Origin of the sequence: Desulfopila sp. IMCC35006, assembly GCF_005116645.1 — a bacterium.
GTDB lineage: Bacteria > Desulfobacterota > Desulfobulbia > Desulfobulbales > Desulfocapsaceae > Desulforhopalus_A.
In genome coordinates this window covers 66,205-78,730 of sequence record NZ_SWCM01000006.1, presented here as the reverse complement: position 1 = coordinate 78,730, position 12,526 = coordinate 66,205, and the positions used below count along the sequence as shown (strand labels likewise).

Sequence of the window (12,526 nt, the reverse complement as noted above, 5' to 3'; positions counted from 1 at the left end):
GCGTGGTGCCGCTGCTATTTCTTTTGATAGAAAATTGATCTCAGATGGCGTTTGGGCACGAACCTCGGGCAGACGCCGGTTAGAGATTCCGTAGAACCAATGATGAGATATCCATCATCGGCAAGGTTGTCCGCCAGTCTATTGAAAAGTTTTTTGCGATCCTCCAGGGTGAAGTAGATAGCCACGTTTCTACAAAAAATTATATCGAATTTGCCGAGACTTGTCAGCGGCTGCAGCAGATTGATTTTTTTGAAGTTGACCATCGCCCTGATTTCATCTTTGATTTTCCATGAATCATTCAAAAGGGTGAAATATTTCTGCAGGAATTTATTATCCAGCCCGCGTTCGATTTCAAACCGGTTGTATGTTCCATAGCTGGCCTGAGCAACGGCGGCATCTGAGATATCGGTGCCCAGCAGGGTAAAGAGGTAATTGGATGAATCCTTCAGCAATTCTTTGATTACTATGGCAATTGAATAGAGTTCCTGCCCTGTTGATGAGGCGGCGCTCCAGATTTTGATCCTCGGTTTCAGGGCCGATTGGCTGAAGCGGGCGTCGATTACCTCCGGCAGGATCTTGTGTTGCAGCAGTTCAAAGGGCCCCTTATCGCGAAAGAACAGTGTTTCATTGGTGGTGATCGCATCGATGATTTCTTTTTCGATATTTTTTGATGGTTCCTGCCTGGCTTTGTTGTGCAGCTCCTGGTATGATTTGCAACCGTAGGCTTCGGCGATCGAGCTGAGGCGGGTTTCAAACAGATACGATTTGCTCTGATCAAGATATATCCCGGTAATAGCCTGAATATATTGTGAGATGAGGGTCAGCTCTGTTGGTGTGATCTTGATCATCTTATTTGACACTCTTGATTATTTCGTCAGCGATTTTGCCGAGTGGAACAACAGTGTCAAGATAACCGAGCTCCGCTGGTGCCTTGGGCATCCCGTAAACGATGCAGGACGATTCGTCCTGGCCGATGGTGTATGCTCCTTTGTCTTTCAATACTCCCAGCCCGCTGGTGCCGTCGGAACCCATGCCGGTCATGATGACGGCAGTCGTTCGGCCGACATAGTAATCCGCGATGGACCGGAACAGATAATCGACGGAAGGCTTGCAGGAATTTTCGGGTGGATCGTCGGTGATTTTGATTTTTCTATGCAGTCCATCGGTGCTGGCAACCAATTTCATCTGTTTGCCGCCGGGGGCGATATAGACGATATTGGGCATAATGCTTTCCCCGTTTTCTGCTTCCTTGACATGCAGTTGACATTTTTTATCAAGACTTGCTGCAAGCGATTTGGTGAAGACCGGCGGCATGTGCTGGACGATCAAAACCGGTACGCCGAGATCGCCAGGGAGTCTCGGCAGCATCTGGTTCAAGGCGTTAGGGCCGCCGGTGGATATTCCGACGGTGACGATCTCCGACTTGCCCTTTCGCGCAACTGCCGGTTTCACGGGCGAAGCGCTACGTGCAGGCAGGCGGCCTGGCACCGGCTTGATCGGTACAGCGGAAGGACCGATTCGACCTGAGCGCTGCAACAGCGAAGAGCCAAACCTGGACCGGGAAAAAGCCTTCAGTATTGGTTCGAGAGCTGCTCTGATTTCTCTCTTCCCTTCAAGCTGGTTTTTACTGTTCTGGGGTTTAAGGATAAAATCAAAGGCACCCAGCTCCAGAGCCCGCATGGTCATGTTACTGCCCTCATCGGTCAAGGTGGAAACCATGATAGCACCGACTCCGAGGTTATTCTTTTGTATTTCCGCTAAAACCTCAATGCCGTTCATTTGCGGCATCTCAATATCCAGTGTCAGGATATCCGGTTTGAGGGTGGCAATTTTTGCCAGGGCTATTTTGCCGTTATGGGCAACACCCGCCAGTTCAACACCGGGTATTTCCTCAATAATGTCGGAAATTGCCTTGCGGTAGACGATGGTATCGTCGACAACCAGGACACGCAGATTTTTTTGGCCGATCATTGTATCACTCAATCCTCTATGCTGAGAACTTTGTCAACATTCAAAATACCAATAAGATTAGTGTCGGTTTTATAAACCCCATTGAAATAATCCCCCTGAATGCCGCGCATATTAGCCGGGGCCGATTCTTTTTTTTCCATGTCGGCAGAGACAACATCACTGATCTTTCGCACCAGCAGGCCGACATGACCGCCTGCTGAATTAACAATGATATTTCGTGGGTCCTGACTGATGTCGGTTTTGCCGAGTCCCAGTTTACGACCCAGATCAATAATGGTGACAATCTGGCCGCGTAGATTGAGTATGCCGACCACATATTCAGGGGCCTGTGGTACCTTGGTCATCTGCATGAGTTTGTTGATTTCCTGGATCTTCAGTATATCCATGCCGCACAGGGCATCGCCGATATAAAAAGTTGCCAGCTCGACAATTTTTTTGCTGGCCGTTGTTGCCTTCATCTCTGTCATATCAAATATCCTTGTCTCAGTGTGTTCTTTTTATGTAATCGTGGACGGATGCCATGAGCCGTTCTTTATCGAGCTTGATGTGATATTCGTCAACCCCGACCGCTTTGCCTTTGGCAATATCCTCCGCCGAAGCGAGAGTGGTAAGGGCGATAATCGGCAGTTTGGCGTATTGTTTATCGCTGCGAATTTTCTTGGTCAGTTCAAAACCGTTCATGTTCGGCATCTCAATGTCGGTAACCAGCATGGAAATTTCATCCCCATGTTCCATTAATTTGGTCCAGCCTTCCACACCATCCTCCGCCTCAATAACATTGTAGCCAACTTCGGTCATGTAGCCTTTCACCTGATTCCGGAAAAATTTGGAATCTTCGGCAATGAGGATAGTCGGGAGTTCTCCTTCCTCTGCGTCCAGGAGTTCCGGCTTTTTCTGTTCGGTGAACCACTGCGGGAAAAGGGTCTGCGTCATTTCAAAAACATTGACCAGCATTGTTGTTTGGTTGTCGATAATAATCGATCCCATTATGCCCGGTTGGCTCAGGGTCGTGCCGTCAATATCGGCACTCACTTCCAGTGCGTCGATAGGGCCTATGGCCAGCAGGCCGACCGAGCGTTTGGCAATGTTAAAGACAATCACCAGCAGACTGTCATGATCGGCTAGCGGCTGCACCATGGCCAGATCATCGACGCAGATGAGGCTGAGACTGCCTCCCCGGTATTTCATCACTCTTTTGCCGCCAAGTTGTTCGATATCGGATCGTTTAATCTTTTCAATGCGTTCCACCTGATTGAGCGGAACGGCGAAATGTTCTTGCTCGGAACTTTTAAAGATAAGCAATGATTGTTTGTCTTTTATGGCCTTAATTGCGGCCTCGGCAGCTTTTTTTACTTCCGAGGCTCTATCGGAGCCGTCAACCGAAGTAAGGTGCGCCATCCGGGCCAGATTGCTGACATCGAGGATGAGCGCGATACGGCCATCACCCATAATCGTTGCCCCGGCGTAGCCTTTGCACTGTTGCAGATGTCGGCCCAAAGGTTTGATGACGATTTCTTCCGAGTCCTGCAGGCGGTCGACAATCAGGCCGTACTTCATCGATCCGGTGGACACCACGACAATGTTAAGGGCACTGGCGGCGGAGGCTCTGCGGTCGATTATGGATCGGGGGTGCTCAAATTGCTTGTCCGCAACTTCTTTGGGTGAACCGTCACGATTATGGAAGAGAGGGGAGTTTTTCCCCCGTCGGTCAGACACTTTTTCTCTTCTATCGGGAAGCATTTCGTCGGTAACCGGGTCGTAATATGTCCGCTCAATGCCGATGACGTCGGCCAGCCGAATGAGAGGGAGCAGAACTCCGCGCAACCGCACGACTTCGGCATCGCCGACTTTTTCGATCCGTTCCTTAACCTGGGCAGCAGGGATACGGAGCAACTCCTCAAGATTTACCTGGGGGATGGCATAACGTTCCCCGGCTGTCTCGATAATCTGACAAGGAATGATGGCTAAGGTCAGCGGCAGCTTAATCGAAATTGTCGTGCCGGAACCTTTTTCGGAGATAATATCGACATTGCCGCCGAGCTGGTCGAGATTGGTCTTGACCACATCCATGCCGACGCCGCGGCCTGAGACATCCGTTACTTCTTTGGCGGTTGAAAATCCGGGCAGAAAGATAAGATTGACTTTCTCCTTGTCGGACATGACCTGGGCCTGTTCGCTGGTGAGCAGTCCTTTGTTAACGGCACTGGCGGCAAGTGCGTCACCGTCGAGGCCTTTGCCGTCGTCGCTGATCTCAATGACGACCTGGCCCGCCTCATGATAGGCTTTGAGGATGACCAGGCCGGTTTCGGTCTTCCCCCGCTGTCTTCTTTCACTGGGCAGCTCTATGCCATGATCGACTGAATTGCGCACGAGATGCGTCAGCGGGTCGTTTATCGCCTCAATGATAGTTTTATCCAGTTCAACGTCTTTACCGACGATGGTAAGATCGATTGTCTTACCCAGTTTTTTAGAGAGGTCCCTGACGACTCGGGGAAACTTGTTAAAGACGTTGCCGATCGGCTGCATACGGGTCAGCATGATAGCTTCCTGCAGCTCGGAAGTAATGAGGTCGATACGCTGCCCTACCGCTTCGGCATTGCGCAGATCGTCCGAGCCGATTGTCTGCAGCAGTTGGTTTCTGCTGAGGACCAGTTCTCCGGCAAGGTTCATCAGTGAATCAAGCAGACTGACATGGACTCTAAGCGACGCTTCGGTTTTGGTTGGCGGGGCCTGGGCCGATTTTGTTGCCGTCGTCACCGAGGCAGGCACATCAACAGGCGGCATGGGTTGGATGACGGGAGGTTCAACCGGATGTTCCGCATCCGTCGTCTCCTCGGCAATGGCGTCCTCATCCGCTGCTTCCTCTTCTGTGTCCAGGCAAAGGTCCGGTTCTTCCATGGATGGTTCTTCTGGTTCTGGCTGCGGAACGGTCTGCGGTTGAGCCGGCGGCTGAGAAAAAGTTCCTTCGGCTATGGCATTGAGCGGAGTGAGGTGTGACGAAATATCAACATCGTTGCTGTTCTGGACATCTTCAATCATGCTTTGCAGCGCATCCATGGCCATCAGCAGAACGTTGACTATTTCCGGAGTGGGGATAAGCTTTTTCGCCCGAATCATGCCGAGGACGTTCTCCGCGGCATGAGAGAGGTCCTGGATGGTCGTCAGGCCCATGAAGCCCGCCCCGCCTTTAATTGAGTGGGCCGCCCTGAAGACTTTGTTGACCAGGTCTTCATCGATGTCTGCACCAGCTTCCTCGACTGTCAGAAGGTCATTTTCAATATCGGCGAGATGTTCTAATGATTCTTCAATAAATCCCTGCAATATTTCGTCGTCTTCAATTTCCATAGATATACCTCGTGCATTTAGTGACTTAGAAATAGTTTTCTTGTGTTTTTCTAAGATAATTATTTCGTGAAAGATCGTATACTCGCCAAGCGAGTACTAAAAAGAGTACCCGTCAAGCGAGTACTGAACTGAGTACCCGGCTTTCTTTCCGTTTGCCCGGGAGGGAAATGATAATGTGATTGACTAACTCAGGTTATACATAACCGCATTGTAATGTACAGGTGGGGAGGTAAAAAAAATGTCGAAAGTGAAAAGAAAAGTTTCCCCGAAAAACCGGAAAGCAGGAAAATATATTTTTAAAACGGGAAGATACGGGAGGGATGGCGGGAGGTTCGATAACAGGCTTGTCCGCCTGTTATCGAACCTGAACTAATCAGCCGGCACTTGGCTGAATATCAAGGAGTGTCAGTTCATAGGTGAGGTGGTGGCCGGCAAGGGGGTGGTTGTAGTCGACGGTAACCTCTGAACCTTCAACCGAGATTACCGTCGCCGGAACTTTTTCCTCCACGCCGTCCCGGTCAATTTTGAGGGAAAGAACCATGCCCGGTTTCGGTTGAAGGGCATCGATCATCTGCTGACTGTTAATAGTCTGCAACAGCTCTTTTTGTCTGGGGCCAAAACCTTCGTCGGGAGGAATGCGGATTTTACGAGTCTCGCCGACACGCATCTGCAACAGCGTTTCCTCAACGGTCGGCGGGAGATTGCTGTCCCCGATTGTCGTCTGCAGTGGTTCCTGCCTGTCGATTGTGATAAAGACTTCACCATTGTCAAGTTTGCCGGTGAAGCTGATTGTTACCATGTCCTTTTGTTGCGGGTGGGTCATACTGGAGCTCCTTGTTGTGATAAATTTCTAACGAAAACGTTAAAATAATGATATCGTGAAAAAGTAAAATAATTCTTGACGATGGCGGGGGAAAGCATGTTCTGCACCTTGAGCAAGTCCCTGGAGTACCAGGAAGAAGGGCGAGTTTTTTGTGACGCCAGCAAAATTTACCGAAAAATAACGTCATCTACTATAGGAAATGACCAACTTTATGCAAGTATATACGGTGAAAAGAGCAAAAACAGTTAGTGTAGCTTGACAAAGGAGGCCGAGCCGTCTAACTTAGTCATCTTTTTAGTAGGATGAGGTCTTTTTAAAAATACCAACCAATCACCATGATATCGCTTAATTTTACCAAAACAACCGATGGACTTTTGCCGGCAATTGTCCAGGATTATCAAACCAACGAAGTTCTGATGCTTGCCTATATCAACCAGATGGCCTGGGAAAAAACTTTAGAGACCGGCAAGGCACACTATTGGAGTCGCTCGAGAAACCAATTGTGGCTGAAGGGCGAAACTTCCGGTCACGTGCAGCGAATCCATCAGATTCTGGTCGACTGTGACGACGATACGGTTATCTATAAGGTTGAACAACTGGGCGGGGCTGCGTGTCATACCGGGCACAGGTCCTGTTTTTACCGGCGGCTCGAGAATGGCGACCTGGTTACCACAGCGGAAAAAGTGTTTGATCCGAAGGTTGTCTACGGGAAAAAATAAGAGTTGGTGACGTCGTACAACTTCCAGACGAAGAGCGGTTTTCCTATGCGGCGTTGTTTCCAGTATTACCTTTGATGGCCGTCTGGAGAGCGTTGTCCTGAGCCGTCTTGCAGCTGGATTTTTTTTTACGGGACCATTAGCGTTTTATAACAAATAGAATGATGAAGTAGTTGCGGGAGATAGAGTATGGACCAGTTGAAGTTGGGCTTGCCGAAAGGCAGTCTGGAAAAAGCAACAATTGAACTTTTTGAAAAGGCTGGATGGCTTATTAAGCCGGCTGCCAGAAACTATTTTCCGGAAATTGACGACCCGGATCTGAATTGTTCCATTTGTCGGCCGCAGGAGATGTCTCGATACGTCGAAGACGGGCTGCTCGATGCCGGGATCACCGGTAAAGACTGGACCATGGAAAACAAGTCCGATATAGTCGTGGTCTGTGATCTGGTCTATTCCAAGGTGAGTCGGCGGCCGACCAGATGGGTTATCGCCGTAGCCGGCGATTCGGATATCAAGACCATTAAGGACCTTGAAGGCAAGAAAATTTCCACCGAGCTGGTCAATGTGACCAAACGTTTTTTTGCCGATAAGAACATCAATGTCAACATTGAATTTTCCTGGGGCGCAACCGAGGCAAAAGTGGTTGCCGGTCTTGCTGACGCCATTGTCGAGGTTACCGAAACGGAGAGTACTATTCGGGCACATGGCCTGCGCATTATCCATGAACTGATGCAGTCCAATACCCAGCTCATCGCCAATAAAAAAGCCTGGGACGATCCATGGAAAAGGGAAAAAATAGAAAACATAGCGCTGATGCTTCAGGGCGCATTGAACGCTGCCCGGATTGTCGGCCTGAAGATGAACGTTGCCAGCGACAAGCTCGATGGCGTTGTTTCTATCCTGCCATCGCTCAACGCTCCCACGGTTGCCAGTCTCTATAATCAAGACTGGTATTCAGTTGAAACTGTTGTCTCCGAAGACATCGTCCGGGATCTTATTCCCAAATTAAAAAAAGAGGGGGCGGAAGGAATTATCGAGTATGCCCTCAATAAGATCATTTCATAAGAATTACGATCTGCATCATGATGGTTCCCGTGCGCTGCATAGGAACCAGGCATGATGTATTTTTGCCATCATCAAGGAGAATAATATGGATTTTTCTAAAATAGAGTTTCTCCTGAGCGTGCACAGCCTCAAGCAACTTCCCCCCCTTGAGCTGCCCGAAATCGCTTTTGCCGGCCGATCTAATGTCGGCAAATCCAGCCTTATCAATACCCTGACCGGCAGGAAGAAATTGGTTAAAGTCAGTGCCCGGCCGGGCAAAACCCAGGGGCTGAATTTTTTCAGGGTGGCTGATTATTTCTTTCTGGTGGATCTGCCCGGATATGGTTTTGCCAAGGTGCCGAAAGCGATGCAGGACGGGTGGCAGTCGCTGATTTCGACGTACCTGGAACAGCGAAAAACGCTGCGCTGTGTCGTTGTTATCATGGATATCCGCCATGAGCCGAAGAGTCAGGATACCCAACTGATCGAATGGCTGAAGCAAAATTCCATTCCATGTCTGCCGGTCTACACCAAAATCGATAAGGTTTCCGGCAGTATTCGGGAAAAAAATGCCCGCCTACTCGATGCCGGCCATACTCTGCACGCCGAAGAGCGTGTGCTCTTTTCCTCCAAGACCGGGCAGGGGCGTGACAAACTGGAAGCAGCTCTGACCAGGTTCCTCCTGACTCCTTGAGGTGAGATGCGGTAATTCCATTATTCGGCAAGCTTATCGTTCATACCACCCTGAAGGTAGCATACTTCCATTCTTCATGGCATTCAGCCCCGTCATTCACATCAAAGGCTGAGCCTGGTACTTTTGACCAGGTCCAGATCATCCCATCCCCCGGTAATGCCTCTTTTTCGTAAACAGACACCAATGCCATAGTTCCCCTGTCAGGTAAAAATAGACTCAGGCAGCAAACTTATGTATGCTACCTGGTAAGTGTTCAGCGGAAAGTGCAGACGGCTCATGCTGTCCTGATGGATTGGTATGCCGTTTGTAAAAGAGGAACTGTTGCTTCGTGGCGGAGGAGCCACCCGTGACAAGGAGAAAAAATGCAGGAATTGTCTAAATCGCAAAAGGCGCGACACGCCATTCGAACTTTCAAAATACTCGCCGATTCCATTTCCCTTCAGGGATCATATCGCCCATCCGGCCAGGTCGGTGAAAAACTTGCTGAAGCTTTAAAGCAGCTCAGTCCGGAAATTTATGGTTCCATGACGGATGGGAGAATTATTGAGCTCAAAGGTCTTGAATATGTGATCGACAGAATGCCTAAGGGTATTGAAAACTGCACCAGAATAATTCTCACCGCCCAGGAGGATTTCCAGGAGACGTCTTTTGCCAAAATTGTCCCTTTTAAACGACGCAGGGTCTCCTATGCCGTGTCCGACAAGGAGCTGTGCTTTGTTATCACAACCGGAAAAAGCGAAATCTACGACATCCTGACCCATATCACGTTTTTGAACATCGAGGCGCAGAAGATTTACCAGCAGGCCAGAAAAAGAGTCGACGGAATAAGCTCTGAATGGGCGGAACTGCAGCGAATAGTGGCCATTGATACAACTCTTGAAGATGAAGTGCTGGAACAGGCCATCTGGAATCTTTCGATCATCCTGGGCCGGACCTATAAAGAGACCAGAGACACCTATGATTATCTGGAAAAGAACAGACAGGAGAAGGATTCCAACAGCGGTCTCTTTAAAATAGTCTACGGTATCGGGCAGCGGGTTATGGCCGAGCATCTTGAAGAAAAAAATGAGCTGACCGTTTATTTTACTCCTTCGCTGCACGAGATGATGGATAATCAGAAATATGCTTCGCTGTGGGCTGAGAAATTAAAGGATTCGTTATGCCGCCTGAACTGTCAGGACCGGCCAATCCATGTGGTAATTGCCAATATGCACTCAATGCGCAATCTGCTGTTCGGGCCGAAAGTCCTGGAGGAGGCAGGAGAAGTGATCCCGGACGACCTGTACGAAATGGTGCGGGCGATTCGGGACCGTGGCATCGTCGTTGATGTCTTCACCCGGGAGCGGGGTTTTACCTATCAACAGGACAGCTCGGGATCCAATATAGACATTAATATTATCGATCTCGCCGCAATCGAGGAGAGGTATATTCATCCTGCCTTGAAAATGAATGTTCATTTAATTAAGGAGGCGCAACCTGTATTGCTGGTTATCGATTATGCTTTTGGTACCCAGGCCTTTGATGTTATGGATGAATTACTGCGGCCTTTTCGACGTAACGGCGATGAAGGGGCTTTATCCATCAAATCGATTTCCATAATGGGTAAGGCCGGAGTTTTACCGGGAAAAAAAGGCGATATTATGCTTGCCACGGCCCATGTGATAGAGGGAACCGGCGACAACTATATTGTTAACAACGATCTCCAGGCCACCGATTTTCATGACAGTGTTCGTGTCTATACCGGACCGATGGTCACTGTGCTCGGCACATCGCTGCAAAACCGAGACGTACTCGAACGGTTTCATTCGTCCAGCTGGCGGGCGGTCGGCCTGGAAATGGAAGGAGGGCATTATCAGCGGGCGATAAGCGGGGCGATTATCCAGGGCTTTATTCCGGCTGATATGAAAACCCGTTATGCCTATTATGCATCGGATAACCCGATGGTTTCCGGGCAGACCCTGGCTTCGGGACCGATGGGCGATGAAGGGATCTTGTCTACCTATATGATTTCCAAGGTTATCCTGGAAAAGATCACCAATTATGATGATGCTGAAAAAAGCTGATCGAAAACTCCACGTACTGCTCAGTTTTTCTCCCTGGTTCCTGGCCACTGCCTGTACCTTGTTGCTGATTCTGCTGACTCTCTTTGCCGTGAGCAATTATCAGCGGGAAAAAGAGTTGATTGTCGATGCCCTGGCCCAGAAAGGGCTGACCCTGATGCGATTTATCAACAGTTCCGTGCGGGAGTCCATACGGAACAATCTGCGCTCCCGGGAGCAGTGGGATCACTGGCAGGATCATATGCAGGCCGCGCTGCAGCAGGCGGTTGAACAACCGGGGGTTGAATTTGTTATGCTGATCGATTCGACAGGTAATATCCTGTCCGCGGCCGGGACAAATATGCCGGCAAAAGAGGTTAATGGTGGGGATATGGATTTTGTCGGGAGGCTCGGCACCAACGGTTCAGACAGATTTGTGACGCGAATCGTTGAAAATGGCCGGGAGGAGACCACGAAATTTCAACTTGCCGCCTGGTATCTGCCGCCGAACATGGGGGGAGGGATGCATGGACCACCCGAGCGCGGCATGAGGAAAGAGCAGATGATGCGCCGTTTCAGTCAGCGACCCCATTTTGCCGCGTTTCAAGCCGAAATGGAAGGACTGCTCAGGTTGAAACCTGTCTATATCATCCAGTTGGATTACGAGCAGTTCAGCTCTCCACTTCGACGGCAGTTGCTGCAGATCATCATCCTGCTGGTCGTTATTCTCCTTGTCGGTCTTGGCGGGGCCTTGTCTTTTGTGACGCTGAAGGGATTAAAAGGATCCCAACTGCGTCTCGGCAAGATGACTGCTTTTACCGATATCCTTATATCCTCCCTGCCGGTTGGTCTGATCGCCACTGACAGCAGCGGAATTATCCGGGTATGTAATGAGGCGGCGCAGGACCTTCTTGGTGCTGAGGGCCGACAGATCATCGACAGTATGCCGGAGGTCTGTCTGCCTCCTCAGCTGGCGCAGATGTTTTCCGGCACCAAGATGGACGGGCAGACCGAGCGTCAGGCGGAAGTCACTTTACATCCTGGATCGGCCATGAACCGGACTCTGCACCTTGCATCCGTAGTCGTCCTCGAAGCTGACCGGAGTTTTGCAGGAGAGGTCCTGCTCATACGGGACCTGACCGCGATGAAGCACCTGGAGAAAGAACTGCAGAGAAACGAACGGCTGGCGGCACTGGGAAAAATGGCCGCTGGTGTCGCCCATGAACTACGTAATCCTCTGAGTTCCATTAAAGGCCTGGCGGTGGTCTTGCAGGCCGGTTTCGCCGTGCCGAGCAAAGAGGCGGAGACGGCAGGTATTCTCGTCAAGGAGGTTGAGCGGCTCAACCGCAGTATCGGTGAACTGCTCGATTATGCCAGGCCGGAGCAACTCAGGCGCGAGTCGGCGTCAATACCGGAGATCATCGGCAAAACCGTGTCGCTGGTAGAAGGGGATGCGCAGTCCTATGGCATTGTTATCAGACTCGATACTGCCGAGGATCTGCCGCAGCTCCCGGTTGATATCGACAAGATGAACCAGGTTTTTTTAAATCTCCTGCTGAATGCGATTCAGGCAATGGAACAGGGCGGCGAGTTGACGGTGCGTACGGAACTGCGTGCGCAGACGATGGTAATTCTCGTCCGGGATACCGGGGTCGGCATCCCGCCGGAAAACCTGAGCCGGATCTTTGACCCATATTTTACGACCAAAAACAATGGAACCGGACTGGGACTGGCCATGTCGTCGAAAATAATCGAGGAACACGGCGGGCGCCTGGAGGTCAGCAGTGTTGCCGGCGAATGGACTGAGGTCCGGGTTATTCTGCCGTTGATGGCGTCGTAACACCATGAAACGGTGGTTGCCGGGATCCCGCGGCGCATGGGGACCAGCTGAGAC

The 12,526-nt window shown here is 50.3% G+C and carries 11 protein-coding genes; 5 read left to right on the top strand and 6 right to left on the bottom strand.

Annotated features, from left to right (window positions below; genetic code table 11):
- Positions 1–14 precede the first annotated feature (14 nt).
- The 5 genes from FCL47_RS11785 to FCL47_RS11765 all read right to left on the bottom strand — a co-directional run bounded on the left by FCL47_RS11785 (position 15) and on the right by FCL47_RS11765 (position 6,139).
- The gene (locus FCL47_RS11785) at positions 15–848 is read right to left on the bottom strand and encodes a protein-glutamate O-methyltransferase CheR (protein ID WP_136813717.1); all 834 of its coding nucleotides are present in this window, start codon (positions 846–848) and stop codon (positions 15–17) included.
- Position 849: 1 nt separating this feature from the next.
- Entirely contained in the window at positions 850–1,971 is a 1,122-nt protein-coding gene (locus FCL47_RS11780) for a chemotaxis response regulator protein-glutamate methylesterase (RefSeq protein ID WP_136813716.1), read from the bottom strand.
- An 8-nt stretch (positions 1,972–1,979) separates the two neighbouring features.
- Positions 1,980–2,438, bottom strand: a complete 459-nt coding sequence (locus tag FCL47_RS11775; protein WP_136813715.1) for a chemotaxis protein CheW — start codon at positions 2,436–2,438, stop codon at positions 1,980–1,982.
- Between the two features lie 16 nt (positions 2,439–2,454).
- On the bottom strand, positions 2,455–5,316 hold the full coding sequence (locus FCL47_RS11770; protein ID WP_136813714.1) for a chemotaxis protein CheW: 2,862 nt from the start codon (positions 5,314–5,316) through the stop codon (positions 2,455–2,457).
- Between the two features lie 373 nt (positions 5,317–5,689).
- A complete protein-coding gene (locus FCL47_RS11765) occupies positions 5,690–6,139 on the bottom strand; it encodes a peptidylprolyl isomerase (RefSeq protein WP_136813713.1) in 450 nt (149 codons plus the stop codon).
- Positions 6,140–6,474: 335 nt separating this feature from the next.
- Between FCL47_RS11765 and hisI the strand changes: the two genes are divergently transcribed.
- The 3 genes from hisI to yihA all read left to right on the top strand — a co-directional run bounded on the left by hisI (position 6,475) and on the right by yihA (position 8,593).
- Positions 6,475–6,858, top strand: coding sequence for a phosphoribosyl-AMP cyclohydrolase (hisI, locus tag FCL47_RS11760; RefSeq protein ID WP_136813712.1), 384 nt, complete (start codon positions 6,475–6,477; stop codon positions 6,856–6,858).
- Between the two features lie 186 nt (positions 6,859–7,044).
- Complete coding sequence (hisG, locus tag FCL47_RS11755) at positions 7,045–7,920, top strand: ATP phosphoribosyltransferase (protein ID WP_136813711.1); 876 nt, start codon at positions 7,045–7,047, stop codon at positions 7,918–7,920.
- 85 nt (positions 7,921–8,005) lie between these two features.
- Entirely contained in the window at positions 8,006–8,593 is a 588-nt protein-coding gene (gene yihA / locus FCL47_RS11750; RefSeq protein WP_136813710.1) for a ribosome biogenesis GTP-binding protein YihA/YsxC, read from the top strand.
- Positions 8,594–8,633: 40 nt separating this feature from the next.
- Here the strand turns inward: yihA and FCL47_RS24390 are convergent, their stop codons facing one another.
- On the bottom strand, positions 8,634–8,783 hold the full coding sequence (locus FCL47_RS24390) for a hypothetical protein (RefSeq protein ID WP_153306367.1): 150 nt from the start codon (positions 8,781–8,783) through the stop codon (positions 8,634–8,636).
- Between the two features lie 172 nt (positions 8,784–8,955).
- Here FCL47_RS24390 and FCL47_RS11745 point away from each other — a divergent pair, with 172 nt between their 5' ends.
- Both FCL47_RS11745 and FCL47_RS11740 read left to right on the top strand, forming a co-directional pair.
- The gene (locus FCL47_RS11745; RefSeq protein WP_136813709.1) at positions 8,956–10,656 is read left to right on the top strand and encodes a hypothetical protein; all 1,701 of its coding nucleotides are present in this window, start codon (positions 8,956–8,958) and stop codon (positions 10,654–10,656) included.
- Positions 10,634–12,472, top strand: a complete 1,839-nt coding sequence (locus FCL47_RS11740; RefSeq protein WP_136813708.1) for a nitrogen regulation protein NR(II) — start codon at positions 10,634–10,636, stop codon at positions 12,470–12,472. Before FCL47_RS11745 ends, FCL47_RS11740 begins: the two co-directional genes overlap by 23 nt.
- Positions 12,473–12,526 lie beyond the last annotated feature (54 nt).

Excerpts from the sequence above, each read along its gene's own strand:
- yihA (WP_136813710.1), top strand. The coding sequence starts at position 8,006 with ATGGATTTTTCTAAAATAGAGTTTCTCCTGAGCGTGCACAGCCTCAAG.
- FCL47_RS11770 (WP_136813714.1), bottom strand. The coding sequence starts at position 5,316 with ATGGAAATTGAAGACGACGAAATATTGCAGGGATTTATTGAAGAATCA.
- hisI (WP_136813712.1), top strand. The coding sequence starts at position 6,475 with ATGATATCGCTTAATTTTACCAAAACAACCGATGGACTTTTGCCGGCA.
- FCL47_RS11765 (WP_136813713.1), bottom strand. The coding sequence starts at position 6,139 with ATGACCCACCCGCAACAAAAGGACATGGTAACAATCAGCTTCACCGGC.
- FCL47_RS24390 (WP_153306367.1), bottom strand. The coding sequence starts at position 8,783 with ATGGCATTGGTGTCTGTTTACGAAAAAGAGGCATTACCGGGGGATGGG.
- FCL47_RS11785 (WP_136813717.1), bottom strand. The coding sequence starts at position 848 with ATGATCAAGATCACACCAACAGAGCTGACCCTCATCTCACAATATATT.
- FCL47_RS11780 (WP_136813716.1), bottom strand. The coding sequence starts at position 1,971 with ATGATCGGCCAAAAAAATCTGCGTGTCCTGGTTGTCGACGATACCATC.
- FCL47_RS11740 (WP_136813708.1), top strand. The coding sequence starts at position 10,634 with ATGATGATGCTGAAAAAAGCTGATCGAAAACTCCACGTACTGCTCAGT.
- hisG (WP_136813711.1), top strand. The coding sequence starts at position 7,045 with ATGGACCAGTTGAAGTTGGGCTTGCCGAAAGGCAGTCTGGAAAAAGCA.
- FCL47_RS11745 (WP_136813709.1), top strand. The coding sequence starts at position 8,956 with ATGCAGGAATTGTCTAAATCGCAAAAGGCGCGACACGCCATTCGAACT.
- FCL47_RS11775 (WP_136813715.1), bottom strand. The coding sequence starts at position 2,438 with ATGACAGAGATGAAGGCAACAACGGCCAGCAAAAAAATTGTCGAGCTG.